The following is an 18158-nucleotide window of genomic DNA, read 5'->3' as shown; positions in this document are numbered from 1 at the left end:
AATGATGAGTCAATCGACAACTCTAGAGCGAAAAGTGACTTGGGGATGCTACGTTGCGTTAGCATTCGCGGTGGTCTTTTTCTCTGGCTTACTGCAATCTAACCAGTGGTATGGTGTATTTGATTTCACCACGTTAAACGGTGCTTTTGGTAAAGTGGCGTACAATGTCAGTGAAACCGCTGATGGGCTACAAGTTGCAACGACTTCGTTGCGTGGCCAAGGGGGCAGTGGTGCTCGTGATGGTTTCCTGTTTGCTCTGACTCTGATCCCAACCGTGATGTTCGCATTGGGTATGATCAATGTGCTGGAACATTACGGCGCACTGGATGCTGCTCGTAAGCTGTTGACGCCATTATTACGCCCAGTGATGGGTATTCCGGGTAATACTGGTTTAGCGCTGATTGCTTCTTTGCAAAGTACCGATGCGGGTTCAGCCATGACTCGTCAGCTTAAAGATGAAGGTCATCTGACTAAGCGTGAAGCGGACGTGTTTACCATGTTCCAATTCTCAGCAGGCGCGACCATTGTTAACTTTTTCTCTTCTGGTGCGGTGCTGTTCACTCTGACGCTTGCTGACGGCTCTGCCGCGGTAACTTCTTCAATCGGTCTTGCGGTTGCGGTGATGTTTATCTTCAAAATTGTCGGTGCCAACTTGTTCCGTATCTATTTGAACCTCACCGAAGGTAAAGGATCTGCTCAGCAAGAGCCAAAATTAGAGGAAGCAAACTGATGAGCGAAGTAAAAGCGAAAAAGCCAATGGTGACGGATATTTTCGTCGAAGGGGCCAAAAAAGGCTGGGTGATTGCAACGACTTCAACAGTACCGAATGTACTGATGGCGTTTGTGATCATCAAAGCGCTGCAAATTACCGGTGCTCTTGATCTGATGGGTACGGTATTTTCACCACTGATGGCTATTTTTGGCTTACCAGGTGAAGCGGCGGCAGTACTGATTGGTGCATGGATGTCGATGGGCGGTGCGGTTGGTGTGGTGATCACCTTGTTTGACCAAGGTATTTTAAATGGTACCCACATTGCGATTTTGGCTCCTGCGATCTATTTGATGGGATCGCAAGTGCAGTATATCGGTCGTATTCTTGGCCCAATTGGTACTGAAGGTCGCTATATCCCAGTGATGATTGCGATTTCAGTACTCAACGCATTTGGCGCGATGTTAGTGATGAACCTGTTCCTGTAAGGGTTTATCTGTTCACTGACTGGGCGTGGTGAAACACCATGCTAAGTGGGTGAGGCAGCGCATCGACTCTCCCCATTGATTGACTGAGTGTTAAGTGGCTCAAGCCAATCAGTGGGGATTTTTTTATCGCACTCATTTCCTGTCTATTTGAAGCGGCCGCAATGTGGGCTAGCTTCGTTCATACCAATTACCGGCTTGGCTTAGGCTTCACTGAAGCTGCACAGCATGACATAAGTTTGCGCTGCAAGCTCCAGTTCTAATTGACCATTATTTGGCTGCCAAGTTTGACCCGTTAACGTCTCTTGCATAGCTTGTGGCCAAGCGATGGTTACCGACTGCTTACGCTGTGATTTATTGATCGCGACTAAGCCTTGGGTACCACGGCGGAAGATCAGCAGATCATCGGTGCCGATCAGCACTTGCATCGGTTCGGCATGACATTGATTATGGAAGGCGATCATCTGTGCCATGCGTGGATCTTGCCAGCTATTGACCCAGCGTGGCTGTCCTTGACGATTTTCGATCCCGCTTGGATTGAGGTCGGTATACACCAGAGGGGTTCCTCCATCACGACCTAACACATAAGCGTACGCTAACCATTCATCGGCTTCATCCAACACTAGATTGGCAAATACCGCGTTGTTAGGGATGTCGTGGGTGATCGCAAAGGTAATCGCGCGCCGATTGGAAAGCGCTTGGCCAAAGCAGTAGGGATCAATCAAACTTTTTAAGCTGCCTTGGGCTGAAAAAGCGTTAAATAAAATACTGAACAGCGGAAAGTCGTAGGCACCAAAGCGTGTTTCTTGCAGATAGGGCTGCAGAAAAATTTCATACTCCTGCTCGGTGGCGCCTCCTGCGGTGATAATTTCACCAAAAATATGCATACCATCGGTGATAGCATCGCTCCACACTTGCTTAATATGTTCTAAGGTCATGTGTTTTGCTGCATCGATGCGAAAACCTTTCACGCCCATTTGCTTGAGGGCGAGCAAATAGTTTTTCTGCTGCTCGATCACATGCGGATGCACGCGTAAGGTCGGTAAGCCAGGATCCGTTGGTCCTCCGCTGATGCGGCCATTTTGTACCTGCCACTTATCCTGCCAATTTTTAATCCCAAATGCGGCGACAAAATCTTGCTGGTTAAATAGCGGCTCAGCTAGATTGCCAAATAAGCGTAGTTCGGCATAGTGTTCAGGATCTTGTTGGTATTTGGCAAGTACGGCTTGACTAGGATAGCTCAGATCACTGCGTTGTTTAGTTTCGTTAGCCATGTGATTAAACACCACATCAGCATAAACTTGTACCCCATGCTGGCTAAGTGCGGTGATCATGGCTTTGAAATCGAGAGTATTGCCTAGTGGGTTATCGATCACTCGGTAATCCTGTGGCTGGTAGCGTTGCCACCATGGCGCGCAGTGAGCACTACGCATCGGCGGTGAAACCAGTACTGAACCATAGCCCAGTTGTTGAATTAATTTGGCTTGTTTGGTTACCTCTGCATATGGCCAATCAAAGGCATGCAAAATAACGTTGGCATTGGATTTTGACAATGGTGTGACTCCCTGCAACTACGCTGCCACACATTTTTGTCGTGTGGTGCATGGGTTTGAAGCAATTCAATGGCTGGGATTATAGACGTGGCTTGCTGGGCGTCATCCTCCTTGATCGAAGGCTGATCTGGAGGATTGGTGAGGCGTAGTAATGATCTATTTACCGACTAACTGCGTAAGCAGGTCTGAAAATAGATCATCTCTTTGCTGGCTAAGCGATAGACCATCGCAGGTTTGCCGCCTTTGCCTTTGTTGGAGGCAACAATCCGGTTAGTGCTGACTATCACACCGGTGTCGATTAAGCGGCGTTTGATGGTCATACGGTTCACATCAACGCCGAATTTAGCGTAGGCATCAATAATGTCGGCGACCAAAAATTCTTTTTCAAGCAAGAATAGGGCAACTGAGGTGTATTCGATTGCCGCGCGCAGTTTTTTCCAAGCGTGCTGAATTTGTGCCACGTGATCAAAGGCCAGTGTCTGCTTACCTTGTAATATTGGGTCTAATGCAAACCAATTGACACGGCTTTTAGCCATACCCGCTTCTTCAATTTGTTTAATGTTGGTGTGATTGAGTAGGGCGTAGTGGGAAATACTGATACTCCAACCATCGGGATCGCGTTTAGGATTGCCATCGACCAGCGGATCGCTGATGAAATTCGGGTAGGTATGGATTTTTTGGCGGCAGATGCGCCGCCGCGCAGAGTCAAAATCTTTATCGGCCGGCTCTCCGCCTTGGGCGCTAAGATCTTCATCAAATACCCAGCCGCCAGGCAAGGCCCATAAGCCAAAGTCAGAGCGCTGTGGATTGTTGCGCTTGACTAATAACGTCTCAATACCCGCTGGGGCTAGGCGCAAGCAGACCATATCAATGGTGACAATCATACAAGGCTCCTAAAGTGAGATGGGAGTATTCTAGGTAACTGAAAGGTAAGGGTCAAATATAAATAACAAAATGTGACAAACTTAGGTTTACGCTATGTTTGAAACATGATTAATAAAAGAATGATGCCTGATTGTGGCCGATGAAAAGCTCGATGATAGCCATTTTTATGCTTGGTTTGTCACAAAAGTTGACAAACGCTGGTGGCTCGATTATCGTGCCAGCAAAAGTTAGCAACAATATGTTACTAACATCGAAAGTGAACTGAAGGAGGGCAATCATGAGTCCACGCCTGTTTTCTCCCCACATCATTCGTAGTCTGCTTGACCTTGATGCTTATAAAATCAATATGATGCAGGCGATACACCATTTTTATCCCGATGTATCGGTACGTTACGAGTTGATTGTGCGCAGTGATGAGGATGTCAGTTCACTCCTCGCCGAAATTCGCCAAGCGATCGCAGAGCTGAGTTCACTGCGTTTTTCAGACGCAGATATTCACTATTTAACCCAGCATGCGCCCCATCTTAAGCCGACTTTTTTGCAATCTCTGCGCTATTTTCATTTTACGCCGCAAGAGCAGGTGGAAATCGGTGTGCTTCAGCAGGGGGGTAAACAGCAACTGCGGATTGGTATTCGCGGTAGTTGGCGTGACACCATTTTATATGAAACCTTAGTGATGGCGATTGTGGCCGAAGTTCGCAGTCGTCAGCGTTGGGCGGATGTTCCCGCTGATTTGCCGCTTCAGGTGTTGCAGCGCAAATTAACTAAACTCAAAGCCGACATTGCCCGCCGTGGCATCACCAATTTCTCACTCACAGAAATGGGCACGCGGCGTCGTTTTTCCAGCCAAGTACAACGTGATGTGTTGGCGTGTTTGCAGCAAGAAATTCCACAATGGATGTTGGGCACCAGCAATTATCATTTCGCGCGTGAGTTTGGTTTAAAACCGATTGGCACGATTGCCCATGAGTGGTTTATGGGCCATCAAGCACTGGTGAATGAGCGTGATTCACAACAAGTTGCATTACAGTGTTGGCTAAGCGCTTTTGATGGCATGTTGGCGATTGCTCCAACCGATACTTTAACCATTGATGCTTTCTTGAGTGATTTTAATCGTCACTTGGCCAATGCTTATGATGGGGTGCGCCACGATTCCGGTTGTCCATTCCGCTGGGGGGATCGCATGATTGCTCATTATCAGCAGCTCGGTATTGATCCAATGAGTAAGCTGTTTATTTTTTCTGATGGCTTGGATTTCGATCAGGCGTTGGATTTGTGTGAGTATTTTGCCGGACGAGTGAAAATTTCGTTTGGGATTGGCACCTTTTTGACCAATGATTTAGCCCAGTGGCGCAATGCGGCAGGGGTTGAATATCGTCCGTTATCGATGGTGATTAAGCTGGCTGAGTGTCAAGGTCGTCCGGTGGCAAAAATCAGTGACCAACCTGAGAAAGCGATGTGTGAAGATCCGATCTTTCTCGCCAACCTTAAACGCCGTTTTAATATTGAACTGAATCTAGATGCGCTGATCCAAGAGCTTGCGCAGCAAAATCGGTCGCCACGCGATTATATTTCAGCGGCATAATTGATCGCCGCAGTTCTCTTTTGATCTCTCTTTTATCATGGTTGTCGGATGAGGCGGTGATGTGCTAGAGTCGTGTTACGCTTATCACCGACTTACCGTGTCGGTGTTGGATGGAGAGTAAATTGCAAAACTTGCTCTAGTGGCATCGGCTTAGCATAGAAATAACCTTGGATCCAATATACACCGCGTTGCGCTAAATAATCGACCTGATACTGATGTTCCACCCCCTCCGCGATCACTTCAATATTACCGCCCTGGGCTGAGCCAATAATCGAATCTAATACGCTGATTTTTACATCACTGGTGTTGATGGTATCGACGAACATTTTGTCGATTTTAATGCTGGTAATTTGTAAGTTTTGTAGATAAGCAAATCCACCATAGCCAGTACCAAAATCATCCAGTTTAAACTGGTAGCCTTGTCGCAATAGACTAGCCACTTCATCTTGCGCTTTGGTCATGACTTTGATCGGGGCTCGCTCGGTGAGCTCAAATTTGATGCGTTCACTATATGGCCAGTGTAACTGTTCCAATAATTGGGAAAGATGGTGTTGCTCTAGATGATCGGCGACTACATTGATACTTATCCAACAGTGAGCCGGAATATGCTCTAAATCTAGGCAGACTCTTTGGATCAGTTGATTGGTCATCTCGACCACTAAACCGGAATTTTCGGCAGCAGAGATAAATAGGCTTGGCGGTAACAATTGCTGGCCTTTCTGCCAGCGTAGTAGGACTTCATAACCGAGCACTTCACGGGTTCTAGAATCGACGATCGGTTGATAGTAAGGAATAAACTCTTCATCGCGGATCCCTTTTTCAATTAAGCCTTCAATCGAGTTACGATAGTTACGCAAAATCAAATAGCTAATGGAAAAAAGGAAACCAAACAGTAACGCAATCGGTATGCCCCATACGAAAATTTGTTGGCGAGCGTAAGTGTGCAGGGCTGATCCTGCGATCAAGGTCTGTTCGCTCTCAAAAGGTGTGCTGCCTGATTGTCGATAAACCGATAGCTTGTTGGTTTGTTGCAAAATAGCCAAATTGCCACGCTGAATAGTGAGTTCGCTGAGGGCGGGATCTAAAAAGCGAAATTTCAAATAAAAACAATCGCTACAAGGCTTAAGCAGCAGCTCTTGCGCCCAACTGCCATCCACCACCCAAAACACTCGACCGCGTGGTTCGATATATTGAATTAACAGCTCTCGTGATGCGGTTTGGCTGGTTGGTGTTGCTGAAAGGTGGTAACCCATGGCCATTTCTGAGCTAGATAACTCGGTAGGTAACGGGATTGGATAACCGATGGTCGAGCAGCTAACGCCTTGTGCAGTTTCAATGCCGATCAGACGAATAAAGCGATTGTAAAACTGCGGATCGCGAATTAGTTGCATATCATTACTATTACAGCTGAAAGTCAATGACTGCACTTGGGTAGCGACCATCGTATCTAAAGCTAGATTACGTTGTTCAATTGACTGATTAATTTCTGCAAATTTTTGATTGAGTAACAGTTGTGCTAGATATGAGGACCATAGCTGTTGGGTGAGCAACAGCATAACCAGTGGTGATATGAAAATCACTAACGCGATTTTGGTCGGTATTTTCGAAAGCACAGCCTATTCCTTCAGCGATTGTTGGCTTGGATATAGTCGATATGTTAATGATAGTAGATTAACTGATTGACAATGAAAATAGCCAAAAATGTTTTATTTTCATGATATTGGTGGACATATCCAAACATGATAAGGAAGAGTGTGTATGGATTCAGTGACAATTGCGGTTCGGCAATGGGCAGAGCAAAAGCCAGAATGGAATACCTTACCGATGTCCATTATTGATCGCGCATTGCGTATCACTAAGCGTATAGAATTGGCGATGGCGAAGTTTTACCAGCAAATTGGCTTAACCCCAGGTGAATTTGAAGTGTTGCTGGCGCTGCGCCGTGCTGGAGCGCCTTACTGTTTAACCCCCGCGATGCTGCAAAGTCTGACTTTGTTGAGTTCAGGAGCGATGACCCATCGTCTGGATCTGCTTGAACAGAAAGGCTGGTTGGTGCGGACGATGAGCCAAACTGATCGGCGCAGTATTGACGTGACGCTCAGTGAGCAAGGTGTGTGCCGCATCGAACCACTGTTATTGGAATATTGGGCATGGCAGGCGTACATTTTACGTGGTTTTTCTGAGCTTGAGCAAGATGCGCTGTCCAATCAATTGCAGCAATGGCTAAGCCACTATGAACAGCGCTGGAATGGGGATTTTCAATAAGATGCTAGCGGTTATCTACAGAGCGATTTATGCCTGAGTTAAGCACTGAGTTTGGAGTTTTTTGGCTCCGCGCAGCATCGCCTCGATCAACTCGGTCGCGTTAAATTTCTCTAATGCTTCATGAGCCCCGACTTGGTGGGCACGATCAAGACAGATTTCGCTGGATAAGGAGGTGTGCAAAATACAGTAGGCCTGGTTTAATGCGGGATCATTTTGCACTTCAAACGCCAGTTCATAGCCATCTAAGCCGGGCATTTCAATGTCACTGACCAGAATATTGATTGCGCGATTTTCTCTCGCCATATTACGCATCAGTTCGATTGCATCGTTGCCATTTTTACATATCTGATAGGCAATATTAATGCTGTCTAACGCATCGGAGAGCTGTTTACGGGCAATCGAAGAATCATCGACGAGCAGAATATTGAGTGGCTTAAGCCGTTCACGCTCAATATCGGTCAACATCGGAACTTTGGATGATTCATACTGTGGGTAGATTTTTGACAGCAGTAATTCTACATCAAGGAGCTGGACTATCTTATCTTGAAAGTGAGTGATGCCGGTGACAAACACATTATGCCCAGCAGAAGGCGGCGAGGACTCAATTTGTCGCCAATCGCATTCGATGATTTTTTCAATACTACGCACCATAAATGCGACCACGGTGCGCAAACAATCGGTCACGATCAGATAGCATTGTTGATACTCACTGGGCTGGATCGCACGAAAGCCGATTGCAGCCGCCATATCAATTACCGGGATGGTTAAATTGCGAATGGTCACAGTACCAATCACATGATGATGGGAGTAGGGTATTTGCGTCATCGGTTGGTAAGTGACAATTTCCCGCACTTTTAGAGTACCAATCGCGAAAAGTTGTTGTTGAGCACTGAGGGTGAACATCAACATGCCCTGTGCTTGATTTGCTTTACTGACCACTTTTGCCATAACGCTATCTTTATCTCGTGAAGGTGATTGATACTAACCTAAATTACCTTATTGGTAATGCAATATCCCCTTCCTACTTGAAGCTGCAGCGGTGTTGGCTACGTTTGCTCACCCCAATCACATTGTTTGCCTATGCTCATGGGGACTCACTCACTTGCCGCCTACCTGCAACTCCAAGTTGTTTGGGTATAGCTTGAATTTAGCTGATATTTAAGCCATTTATTTTGATCTAAGCCATACGTTTACATTCATGGCTGTTCAGGTACACTACGCGGCTAATTAAAATCGGGGGATCCTATGGCTCGTACTGCGGCAGCGTTGCATATCTTAGTCAAACATCAACAACAAGCGGATGATATTCTCGCGCAACTCAAGCAAGGGGCTAAGTTTCATCTGTTAGCCAAAAAATATTCGTTGTGCCCTTCAGGTAAAAAAGGCGGCGATCTGGGTGAGTTTCGCCAAGGTCAAATGGTGCCTGCTTTTGATAAAGCGTGTTTTCAGGGGGAGATATTAACCCCGCAGCTGGTTAAAACCAAATTTGGTTGGCATGTCATCAAAGTGCTTTATCGTACGTAATTTTTGCGAATTAATTAAGCAACTTGGTTAATATTTGATTAATGCTTGCCGTGGTTGTGATTAATATATTCTTAATCTTGAGAAATAACGCATCAACATGATGCATTATGCTCATTATGGTCTTAAATTTCCCTGCTTAAACGTTTGTCTTATTTTTGAAGATTGACTTCGCCTTACTTAACGTTAGTTTAATTACGTTGGTCTTGCTGCGTTAGGAAGGATGAAATGAAAGGTCAGGAAAAGCTAAACGTTAGAATGTTGTCTGATGTTGGTATGCAATCGAGATTGTTGAAAGAGGCACTGGAATCAAAGCTTCCCGTGGCGCTGGAGATCACGCCATTTTCACAAATCTGGCTTGAGGAAAATAAGCCCGCCAGTCGAAATATTCAGATATTGATGATTGATTACTCGAGAATTGCAGACAATGCCTTAAATGATTATAGCGCTTTCAAGCAGCTATGCTGCCCTGATGCAAAAGAAGTCATTATAAATTGTCCGCTCGATATTGAGCATAAGGCATTGTTCAAGTGGAATAATCTGGTCGGTGTTTTTTATGTAGAGGATGATATCGATAAGCTGATCAAAGGTATAGGCAACGTTTTGCAAGACGAAATGTGGTTAACGCGTAAACTGGCTCAAGAATATATCCTGCATTATCGTACCGGCCATTCTGTGGTGACTTCGCAAATGTACGCAAAATTAACCAAAAGAGAGCAACAAATTATTAAGTTGCTGGGCAGTGGGGCGTCTAATATTGAAATTGCCGGTCAGCTTTTTGTCAGTGAAAATACCGTTAAAACCCATTTGCATAATGTATTTAAAAAAATTAATGCCAAAAACCGCCTGCAGGCTCTGATTTGGGCCAAAAATAATATCGGTCTTGAAGATGTTGATGCTTAATTAGGCATAATAAAAAGCCCTCTTAAATAAGAGGGCGTAGTCAGTAAAGATAGCTTAACGCTTGGATTCGGTGCCTTTTTCTTGGTATAGACGGCGGCAAGCTCGACCATCGCTGTGAAAGAGATGGCAGCGATAGGCAGGGATGCCAATTGTCAACGAGTCACCGGTTTCAACATCGAGGGTATCGGGTTGGCGATAAATGACATCAGAGTCAGAACCTTTTAGATTCATATAGACTTGTGTTTCGTTGCCCAATTTCTCAACGATCATCACTTTACCTTCGATTTGAGCGTCACCTTTTTCCGCTTCGACTAAATGCTCTGGACGGATACCGAGCGACATACGTTGACCGCGTGTGACGGTGGTACCATCGACAGGGATCCAGAATGTTGCTCCTTTAGACAGTTGCACTTGTACGCGATCTTTTTCTACCGCCTCAATAAACACACTCATAAAGTTCATTTTTGGTGAACCTATAAAGCCGGCCACAAAGCGATTTTCTGGGTAGTGATACAGCTCAAGTGGTTTACCCACTTGTGAGACAAAACCAGCATCCAACACAACGATTTTATCGGCCATGGTCATCGCTTCGACTTGGTCGTGAGTGACGTAAATCATTGTGCAGCCTAGTTTGCGTTGTAGCTTGGTAATTTCTGAGCGCATCTGCACGCGTAGCGCCGCGTCAAGGTTAGACAGCGGTTCATCGAGTAAAAATACGTTAGGCTGAGAAACCAGAGTACGACCAATCGCTACTCGCTGGCGCTGACCACCAGACAGGGCTTTCGGTTGACGGTCGAGCAAATGACTGAGCTGCAGAATTTCGGCAGCGTGATCGACACGTTGTTTGATCTCATTTTTGTCCGATTTAGACAGTTTCAAGCCAAACGACATGTTGTCATAGAGGTTGAGATGCGGATAAAGTGCGTAGGATTGAAACACCATACCCACTCCGCGTTTGGACGGTTCAATATCATTCATCCGTTGCTCACCGATATACAGATCGCCCGAGGTAATGTCTTCGAGCCCAGCAATACAACGCAGTAGGGTTGATTTACCACAACCTGAAGGGCCGACGAATACCACAAATTCGCCTTCTTGAATCTCTAGGTCGACATCCTTAGAAATCAGCACATCGCCATAAGCTTTACATACATTTTTTAACGTGACACTCGCCATCTAGCTCGTCCTCGATCAAGATTTTTAATCATTACTGCGGCTCATTATATGAATTATTGTGCACGCAATAACAGCAGGAATTGGATAAGGCGAACCACAGTGGCTCGATTGACAGCGTCGCCTTATTAGGTAAGAAAAGAAAGGGTGAAGACTCCGGCTATGAAGCTATTCACCCGTCTGCCACGAAAAGTCGGTTGTTTCCCCCGTATAAAAAATCATATCTCTCCCGTAATGCTCACTACCAATATGATTTTATATCGACAACCGACTTGGCGGTGGAACCAGTCACAAGTTGTGAACTGGAAAAGGCTCTTACCATCCTCTTTAGGATGCAGTGAGTTTGTGTGAAATGGTCAATGCTTGCATCCTCCTCATCATTTTTTTTGTAGGGGGAGTAGTCAAGGAGGAGGTGGAGGAGGGGGCGTCAGGCGTAGTTAGATCCAGCTCAAATAATTGATGGCGGATAAGTTGCGTAGGATCACACCAATCCTGCTTTTTGTGATTTGGCTCGCTGACATGCATCGATAGAGATCACGAAAATACGCCATAATACCGAGGGCGTAGGGATTGGGATGATGAGTTGCATGCGCTTTTTTCTGATCATGAATGGCGAAATACGGCAAAACCTCTTGGTGAGCCCTACAACACAAAAAAAAGGATATAAATATGAAAAATGCCCTAAGCACAGTCGCGCTGAGCACTTTGGTTGCTCTTGGTTCGTTTGGTGCCCATGCTGCTATAGAACAAGGACAACTCACTATTTGGATTAATGGTGATAAAGGTTATAACGGTCTGGCGGAAGTCGGTAAAAAATTTGAAGCGGACACTGGGGTGAAAGTGACCGTGGCTCATCCTGATGGCCTGCAAGATCGATTCCCACAAACGGCGGCCACGGGTGATGGTCCTGACATTGTGTTCTGGGCTCACGACCGCTTTGGTGGCTATGCTGATGCGGGTCTGTTGGTTGAGATCAAACCTTCCAAGAAAATCCAAGAGGGTACCGTGGACTTCGCTTGGGATGCGGTGAAATATAAAGGCAAGCTGATCGGTTATCCGATTGCTGTGGAATCGCTATCTTTGATTTACAACAAAGATTTAGTGCCTAACCCACCGAAGAACTGGGAAGAAGTCGCTGAACTGGATGCCAAGCTGAAAAAAGAAGGCAAGTCTGCGATTATGTGGAACCTCAAAGAGCCGTATTTCACTTGGCCATTAATGGCTTCTGATGGCGGTTATGCATTCAAATATGGCATGGATGGTTACGATGTCAAAGATGCTGGCGTTAACAACAAAGGTGTCAAAGAGGCGATGAACTTCGTCAAAGGCCTAGTTGATAAAGGGATCATTTCACCAGATATGGATTATTCGGTATCTGAAGCAGCCTTTAACCAAGGTACCACAGCGATGACCATCAACGGCCCATGGTCATGGGGCAACATTGATAAGTCAGGCATCAATTATGGTGTAACGACGCTGCCGAAATTTAACTCTCAAGCGTCAAAACCTTTTGTTGGCGTACTGACTGCGGGTATCAGCACTGCTTCTCCAAATAAAGACCTAGCGGTTGAGTTTATCGAAAATTACCTGCTGACCAATGATGGTCTACGTATGGTGAACAATGATAAACCACTTGGCGCTGTAGCACTGAATTCATTCCAGCGTGAATTGGATGCGGATACACGTATTGCCGCGACCATGGATAACGCCATGAATGGTGAAATCATGCCCAATATTCCAGAAATGAACGCATTCTGGAGTGCAGTGAAAAATGCCATCATCAACATTGTTGATGGTCGCCAAACCGTTGATGCCGCACTGGCTGATGCTGAAAAACAGATGACTCGATAACCCATCGTCATATCTTGGAGGGGGCATTTTCCCCCTCCCATTTCTTGGTAACAACACGCTAGCAGGTTATTTATGCAGTCAGCTCAAGGTACACAGGCTATGTCCGAACCAACTGCGGTACGTCCAATCGACAAACGTGAATTTTTAAAATGGGCAGTACTTGGCGCAGTAGGTATCGTGAATGGCTACGCAACCATTATTATGTATTCTCGCGGTGAGGTAGCGTTTGCATTGCTGACGCTGATCCTGACCACATTGGCTTTGTATGTATTTGCCAGCCCTAAAACATATGCACATCGTTATATCTATCCCGGTATTGCGGGAATGATCCTGTTTATTCTGTTCCCCCTCGCTTATACCGTGAACCTGGCTTTTACCAACTATAGTGCGAAAAACCAGCTCTCGTTGGAGCGGGCGCAGTCGGTGCTGATGGATCAGACCTTTCAAAGTGGCGAGAGTTACACATTCCAACTTTATAACACTGAGCAAGGTTACCGTTTACTGATTGAAGATGGAGATCAGCTTTTAGCCACCGAACCTTTCTCGCTGAGTGAGAATCTCCCATCGGATCTTAATATCGAAGTGGTAGAGGGTGTTGCGGGTGAACTTGAACCGATCAAAACCATCATCAGTTATCGTTCGGTATTAAGTGGTATTGATCTGCATTTCCCTGATGGTGAAGATATCCGTATGAGCGGGTTACGCAAATTCGCCGCAGTCAAACCTTTGTATACCCTACAAGCGGATGGTGAAACGCTGATCAATAATCAGTCGGGTCAAAAGCTTAGTCCTAATATGGAAATCGGTTTTTACCAACCAGTTAATGATAGCGGTGAATTTATCGGTGATCGCGTCTCGCCTGGATTTGTGGTATCGATTGGGACTCACAACTTTGAACGAGTCTGGAAAGATGAGGGAATTAAAGAGCCGTTTATCAATATCTTTATTTGGACGGTGATCTTCTCAGTTTTAACGGTGATTTTTACCCTGATCATTGGGCTAGTATTGGCAAGTGTTGTGCAGTGGGAAGCACTCAAAGGCCGCGCAGTTTATCGTGTGCTACTGATTCTGCCCTATGCGGTTCCGGCATTTATCTCGATTTTGATTTTCCGCGGTTTGTTTAACCAAAGTTTCGGTGAAATCAATATGGTACTGAATGGCTTATTTGGGATCAGTCCGGCTTGGTTCTCTGAGCCACTGCTGGCCAAAACCATGGTATTGATTGTCAATACTTGGCTTGGTTTCCCTTATATGATGATTTTGTGTATGGGGCTACTTAAAGCGATCCCGGATGATCTGTATGAAGCGTCGGCGATTGATGGTGCGAATTTTATTAATAATTTCACCAAAATCACGTTGCCGATGATGATTAAGCCACTGACACCGTTACTGATCGCAAGTTTTGCTTTTAACTTCAATAACTTTGTTATGATTCAGTTGTTAACTCAAGGTGGACCAAACCGTATCGGTACTTCAGAGCCTGCGGGTTACACCGATCTGCTGGTCAGCTATACCTACCGGATTGCGTTTGAAGGCGCGGGCGGCCAAGACTTCGGTCTGGCGAGTGCGATTGCAACGTTGATCTTCTTACTGGTAGGCGCCTTAGCGCTGCTTAACCTGCGCTTTACTAAGCTGAGCCAATAATAAGGAGCATTCATATGGCTATGGTACAAGGTAAATCTCTTAAGTATCGCGTGTGGGCAACCCACGCGGCACTGTGGATGTTCTTAGCAATGATTATTTTCCCGTTGTTAATGATTATCGCGATTTCATTTCGTGAAGGTAACTTCGCGACTGGCAGCTTAATTCCGGATCGCCCATCGCTGGAGCATTGGAAATTAGCACTTGGTATTGCGGTGCAAAATGCTGATGGTACGGTGATACCACCTCCGTTTCCGGTGATGACTTGGCTGTGGAACTCAGTCAAAGTGGCGGGGATCACTTCGGTATTGATCGTTGCATTGTCAACCACCTCTGCGTATGCCTTTGCCCGGATGCGTTTTAAAGGTAAAGAGACGATTTTAAAAGCAATGATGATTTTCCAGATGTTCCCTGCGGTGCTGGCTTTGGTGGCGTTGTATGCGCTGTTTGATAAGCTTGGTCAGTACATTCCATTCTTGGGCTTAAATACTCATGGTGGCTTGATTTTCTCTTATCTTGGTGGGATTGCGCTGCACGTTTGGACGATTAAAGGTTACTTTGAAACGATCGATCGGTCATTAGAAGAGGCGGCAGCCTTGGATGGCGCGACTCCTTGGCAAGCCTTTAAACTGGTATTATTGCCATTATCAGTGCCGATCTTAGCGGTGGTGTTTATTTTGTCATTTATCGGTGTGGTGGGCGAAGTTCCGGTGGCATCGCTGCTGCTTTCTGATGTAAACTCGTACACGCTTGCGGTTGGTATGCAGCAGTATCTTTATCCTCAGAATTATCTGTGGGGTGATTTTGCTGCCGCAGCAGTGCTCTCAGCATTCCCAATCACGATTGTATTTTTACTTGCGCAGCGCTGGTTAGTCGGAGGACTTACGGCTGGTGGTGTGAAAGGATAATAACCATAAGGGCGACCTAAGGTCGCCCATTGTATCCCTTCTTAACAACTATTGGTTTGGCCGCCGACAAGTTAAGAAGCTGCAATTCTGGCGTTACGCATAGCTGGCTGTTAGCTCTATTCCTTACTAGTTCACGACTAACAGTTTTTGTAACCAAAACCTGAGCTTAGCTCGGGTTTTTTTATGGCTGATCTCTGCTATATACCCAAACAGCTTAGTTGCAGCTTCAAGTAAGAAGGGTATAGAACACGCTTGCCAGTATAAGCACAACCTTATTTGCCAACAGGGCCAGCATGATAGGTTGCGAGTAAGATCAGAAATTGAGTGGTAATCAAGAATGAAGAGTACAGAAAAATTAGAACTCTCGACTAGAAGGCGCACAATTTAAGTATCTCAGCAGCAAATAGAGACTCTCCTCATGCATCGCAACGCGACGGAACAGATCGGCAAAAATGGTATCACCACCAAAACAGGTTTGAATATAGTGGTTAATTGCTTCTGGTTGATAGCCTTGCACGTACAGTGTTCTGACCCATTGATATTCGACCGATTTTAGGTTGTTTAAAGTCGTTTCGGTTAGAGTAATTTTATCGAGGGTTAGCGCCATAACAAAAGCGTACAATCCGTGAGCTAGAGATGGGCAAATATTTAAGCAAAGTTTGATGACAATTGGATGACAGGCGCTGCTAAGTAACCTTACAGCGCCTGACAACGCTTTAATTTTTCACAAATTTGAGCAGTATATCGATCCTTCTTGCGCTGTTGCAGCGCTGACCGGCTAAACCACTTGAATGGCGACTTCATGCAATTTAGCAAATTCGGCGATTTCTTGCGGTGGGGCTTGATCGGTAATGATCAAATCCACATCGGCTAAGGTCCCGAGTTTTACCATCGCATTACGGCCAAATTTACTGTGATCAACGGCAAGGAATACACTACGGCTGTTTTCAATAATCGCACGTTTGACTCGCACTTCATGGTAATCAAAATCGAGTAATGAGCCATCATAATCGATACCACTGATGCCCAAAATGCCAAAATCTAAACGAAATTGGGAGATGAAGTCTAGGGTGGCTTCACCTGTAACACCACCATCTTTATTGCGCACTTCTCCGCCGGCCAGAATCACGCTGAAATCAGGTTTATTCATCAACATGGTGGCAACATTGAGGTTATTGGTCACAACCCTTAGTTGATGATGGTTGACCATCAATGCGCGGGCGATGGCTTCTGGTGTGGTTCCAATATCAATAAAAAGCGTGGCTCCATCGGGAATATGTTGTACCAACGCGCTAGCCACGAGCTCTTTTTCGGCTTGATAAGAGACTTGTCGTGTGTAATACGATGAGTTTTCCGAACTGATAGGAATCGTCGCACCGCCGTGGTTACGGCGTAATTGATTGGCTTCGGCTAATTCGTTGAGATCGCGGCGGATGGTTTGTGGGCTGACATCAAACCGTGCAACCAACTCTTCAGTACTGACAAAACCTTGAGCTTGAACTAATTCAATGATTTCTTGATGGCGCTTGACTGCTTTCACCGTAATATCCTTATCATTTCAATGGCCTCCAGTTTACGAAGTCACGGTGCAATTTTAAACCATGATTTGCGTATTCTTTTCGTTTTTAATCCTTTTTTACAAAAACGAACTATCGTGATCAAAATGCACTATCGCTTCTAAGCTGTGCAACGGGGGAGTCGTCATGACGCTAACCTCGGGTTAGCGTGTTGAGTCAACATCAAATCTGAGAGACTTTTTCTACCGCATCACTGCGCCAACGTTGAAGTTTCAACTGAGATAACACCACCCCACTGACCACCAACATACCACCAATCAAATGGTAAAAATGGACCGTTTCGCCTAATAAGGTTGCTGCTAACGAAACCGAAAAGACCGGTAATAAGTTCATAAACATCGCGGTAGAATCGGCTCCGATCGCATCAATCGCCTTGACCCACATCCAAGGAGCCAATAATGATGCGCCAATCCCTGCGTAGGCAATCAATGGCAGTGAGCCGGAGGTTGGTAATAGCTGATCACTGGTTAGCCAAAGTGGGATCAGCATTAACACCGCGCACATTCCTTGCAAATAAATCAGCATCCAATTGCTAAATGGCATTTTCCATCGTTTGAGCAATACACAATATAGCGCATAAACCAGCGCGGCCATTACCATTAAAGCATCGCCTTCGGTAATGGTTTGATGCAAGAAAAAGAGCGGGTTGCCTGCGCCAAGCATATAAGCCAGACCGGTTAGCGATAGTATTCCGCCAATTACACTCAGTGGTGAAATCGGTTTATTGAGTAGCGGCACACTGATAAATACACTCATCAGTGGCACGAAAGAGGAGATAAGGGACATATTGGTGGCGGTGGTGGTTAACCCCGCGTAATAGCCGAGCGATTGATTCAGTACCATGCCGAGCAATGCCAAACCAGCGAGTTTGCTCAAATAACGTTTGATGGTCGGCCATTGACGGATCACGCTCGGTAGGCAGAATGGCGTTAATAGCAGCATGGCTAATAACCAACGATAAAAACTCATCGCGCTTGGTTCGATGGTGACGGAGGCGAGCTTGTTGACAATCGAATTGCCACCCCAAATCAGCACCGTTAAAAATGGCAGAAGATAAATCATGTGAGTCTCATCACGCTTTGTTACTTGGATTATAGTGTGG

Annotated in this window: 17 protein-coding genes; 9 read left to right on the top strand and 8 right to left on the bottom strand. The window is 45.7% G+C overall.

The window, feature by feature from the left end; translation table 11 throughout:
• The first annotated feature begins 4 nt into the window (after window positions 1-4).
• Together G7083_RS12385 and G7083_RS12380 are read left to right on the top strand one after the other, a co-directional pair.
• On the top strand, window positions 5-730 hold the full coding sequence (locus G7083_RS12385; protein ID WP_166015150.1) for a nucleoside recognition domain-containing protein: 726 nt from the start codon (window positions 5-7) through the stop codon (window positions 728-730).
• Window positions 730-1197, top strand: a complete 468-nt coding sequence (locus G7083_RS12380) for a YjiG family protein (RefSeq protein WP_166015149.1) — start codon at window positions 730-732, stop codon at window positions 1195-1197. The genes G7083_RS12385 and G7083_RS12380 overlap by 1 nt, the downstream gene beginning before the upstream one ends.
• A 200-nt stretch (window positions 1198-1397) precedes the next feature.
• On the opposite strand, the gene G7083_RS12375 is transcribed toward G7083_RS12380, so the two are convergent.
• A complete protein-coding gene (locus tag G7083_RS12375) occupies window positions 1398-2747 on the bottom strand; it encodes an alpha-amylase family glycosyl hydrolase (RefSeq protein WP_240911950.1) in 1350 nt (449 codons plus the stop codon).
• 167 nt (window positions 2748-2914) lie between these two features.
• Window positions 2915-3631, bottom strand: coding sequence for an NUDIX hydrolase (locus G7083_RS12370; protein WP_166015147.1), 717 nt, complete (start codon window positions 3629-3631; stop codon window positions 2915-2917).
• A gap of 278 nt (window positions 3632-3909) precedes the next feature.
• On the opposite strand from G7083_RS12370, the gene pncB reads away from it, so the two are divergent.
• Complete coding sequence (gene pncB, locus G7083_RS12365; protein WP_166015146.1) at window positions 3910-5217, top strand: nicotinate phosphoribosyltransferase; 1308 nt, start codon at window positions 3910-3912, stop codon at window positions 5215-5217.
• 92 nt (window positions 5218-5309) lie between these two features.
• Here the strand turns inward: pncB and G7083_RS12360 are convergent, their stop codons facing one another.
• Window positions 5310-6830 (bottom strand): EAL domain-containing protein, encoded by a 1521-nt coding sequence (locus G7083_RS12360; RefSeq protein ID WP_166015145.1) that lies wholly within the window; start codon window positions 6828-6830, stop codon window positions 5310-5312.
• Between the two features lie 145 nt (window positions 6831-6975).
• Here G7083_RS12360 and G7083_RS12355 point away from each other — a divergent pair, with 145 nt between their 5' ends.
• Window positions 6976-7482, top strand: coding sequence for a MarR family transcriptional regulator (locus G7083_RS12355; protein WP_166015144.1), 507 nt, complete (start codon window positions 6976-6978; stop codon window positions 7480-7482).
• A 27-nt stretch (window positions 7483-7509) separates the two neighbouring features.
• Here G7083_RS12355 and G7083_RS12350 read toward each other — a convergent pair whose 3' ends face one another.
• Window positions 7510-8430, bottom strand: coding sequence for a chemotaxis protein (locus G7083_RS12350; protein WP_166015143.1), 921 nt, complete (start codon window positions 8428-8430; stop codon window positions 7510-7512).
• A gap of 297 nt (window positions 8431-8727) precedes the next feature.
• On the opposite strand from G7083_RS12350, the gene ppiC reads away from it, so the two are divergent.
• Complete coding sequence (gene ppiC / locus G7083_RS12345) at window positions 8728-9006, top strand: peptidylprolyl isomerase PpiC (RefSeq protein WP_166015142.1); 279 nt, start codon at window positions 8728-8730, stop codon at window positions 9004-9006.
• Between the two features lie 225 nt (window positions 9007-9231).
• Window positions 9232-9906, top strand: a complete 675-nt coding sequence (vpsT, locus tag G7083_RS12340) for a LuxR family transcriptional regulator VpsT (RefSeq protein WP_166015141.1) — start codon at window positions 9232-9234, stop codon at window positions 9904-9906.
• A 54-nt stretch (window positions 9907-9960) separates the two neighbouring features.
• Here the strand turns inward: vpsT and malK are convergent, their stop codons facing one another.
• Window positions 9961-11082: a maltose/maltodextrin ABC transporter ATP-binding protein MalK gene (malK, locus tag G7083_RS12335; protein WP_166015140.1), complete on the bottom strand. Its 1122-nt coding sequence runs from the start codon at window positions 11080-11082 to the stop codon at window positions 9961-9963.
• A 666-nt stretch (window positions 11083-11748) separates the two neighbouring features.
• On the opposite strand from malK, the gene malE reads away from it, so the two are divergent.
• The 3 genes from malE (at window position 11749) to malG (ending at window position 15479) form a co-directional block, all read left to right on the top strand.
• Window positions 11749-12930: a maltose/maltodextrin ABC transporter substrate-binding protein MalE gene (gene malE / locus G7083_RS12330; RefSeq protein WP_166015139.1), complete on the top strand. Its 1182-nt coding sequence runs from the start codon at window positions 11749-11751 to the stop codon at window positions 12928-12930.
• 72 nt (window positions 12931-13002) lie between these two features.
• Window positions 13003-14574, top strand: coding sequence for a maltose ABC transporter permease MalF (malF, locus tag G7083_RS12325; protein WP_166015138.1), 1572 nt, complete (start codon window positions 13003-13005; stop codon window positions 14572-14574).
• Between the two features lie 14 nt (window positions 14575-14588).
• The gene (malG, locus tag G7083_RS12320; protein WP_166015137.1) at window positions 14589-15479 is read left to right on the top strand and encodes a maltose ABC transporter permease MalG; all 891 of its coding nucleotides are present in this window, start codon (window positions 14589-14591) and stop codon (window positions 15477-15479) included.
• Window positions 15480-15834: 355 nt separating this feature from the next.
• Here the strand turns inward: malG and G7083_RS12315 are convergent, their stop codons facing one another.
• From G7083_RS12315 to G7083_RS12305, 3 genes are all read right to left on the bottom strand, one after another.
• Window positions 15835-16086 (bottom strand): hypothetical protein, encoded by a 252-nt coding sequence (locus G7083_RS12315; RefSeq protein WP_166015136.1) that lies wholly within the window; start codon window positions 16084-16086, stop codon window positions 15835-15837.
• A 171-nt stretch (window positions 16087-16257) separates the two neighbouring features.
• The gene (locus G7083_RS12310) at window positions 16258-17019 is read right to left on the bottom strand and encodes a DeoR/GlpR family transcriptional regulator (RefSeq protein ID WP_166015135.1); all 762 of its coding nucleotides are present in this window, start codon (window positions 17017-17019) and stop codon (window positions 16258-16260) included.
• 199 nt (window positions 17020-17218) lie between these two features.
• Window positions 17219-18118 carry a DMT family transporter gene (locus tag G7083_RS12305; protein WP_166015134.1) on the bottom strand — a complete coding sequence of 300 codons (900 nt, stop codon included), beginning with the start codon at window positions 18116-18118 and terminating at the stop codon, window positions 17219-17221.
• Between the last annotated feature and the right edge of the window lie 40 nt (window positions 18119-18158).

This window comes from Vibrio sp. HDW18 (assembly GCF_011306175.1).
GTDB classification, from domain to species: domain Bacteria; phylum Pseudomonadota; class Gammaproteobacteria; order Enterobacterales; family Vibrionaceae; genus Vibrio; species Vibrio chanodichtyis.
The sequence above is the reverse complement of the archived record's forward strand: the minus strand, read 5'-3'. Positions and strand labels throughout refer to the sequence as shown.

Excerpts from the sequence above, each read along its gene's own strand:
- vpsT (WP_166015141.1), top strand. The coding sequence starts at position 9,232 with ATGAAAGGTCAGGAAAAGCTAAACGTTAGAATGTTGTCTGATGTTGGT.
- G7083_RS12305 (WP_166015134.1), bottom strand. The coding sequence starts at position 18,118 with ATGATTTATCTTCTGCCATTTTTAACGGTGCTGATTTGGGGTGGCAAT.
- G7083_RS12380 (WP_166015149.1), top strand. The coding sequence starts at position 730 with ATGAGCGAAGTAAAAGCGAAAAAGCCAATGGTGACGGATATTTTCGTC.
- G7083_RS12355 (WP_166015144.1), top strand. The coding sequence starts at position 6,976 with ATGGATTCAGTGACAATTGCGGTTCGGCAATGGGCAGAGCAAAAGCCA.
- G7083_RS12385 (WP_166015150.1), top strand. The coding sequence starts at position 5 with ATGAGTCAATCGACAACTCTAGAGCGAAAAGTGACTTGGGGATGCTAC.
- ppiC (WP_166015142.1), top strand. The coding sequence starts at position 8,728 with ATGGCTCGTACTGCGGCAGCGTTGCATATCTTAGTCAAACATCAACAA.
- malG (WP_166015137.1), top strand. The coding sequence starts at position 14,589 with ATGGCTATGGTACAAGGTAAATCTCTTAAGTATCGCGTGTGGGCAACC.
- malK (WP_166015140.1), bottom strand. The coding sequence starts at position 11,082 with ATGGCGAGTGTCACGTTAAAAAATGTATGTAAAGCTTATGGCGATGTG.
- pncB (WP_166015146.1), top strand. The coding sequence starts at position 3,910 with ATGAGTCCACGCCTGTTTTCTCCCCACATCATTCGTAGTCTGCTTGAC.
- malF (WP_166015138.1), top strand. The coding sequence starts at position 13,003 with ATGCAGTCAGCTCAAGGTACACAGGCTATGTCCGAACCAACTGCGGTA.
- G7083_RS12315 (WP_166015136.1), bottom strand. The coding sequence starts at position 16,086 with ATGGCGCTAACCCTCGATAAAATTACTCTAACCGAAACGACTTTAAAC.
- malE (WP_166015139.1), top strand. The coding sequence starts at position 11,749 with ATGAAAAATGCCCTAAGCACAGTCGCGCTGAGCACTTTGGTTGCTCTT.
- G7083_RS12350 (WP_166015143.1), bottom strand. The coding sequence starts at position 8,430 with ATGGCAAAAGTGGTCAGTAAAGCAAATCAAGCACAGGGCATGTTGATG.
- G7083_RS12370 (WP_166015147.1), bottom strand. The coding sequence starts at position 3,631 with ATGATTGTCACCATTGATATGGTCTGCTTGCGCCTAGCCCCAGCGGGT.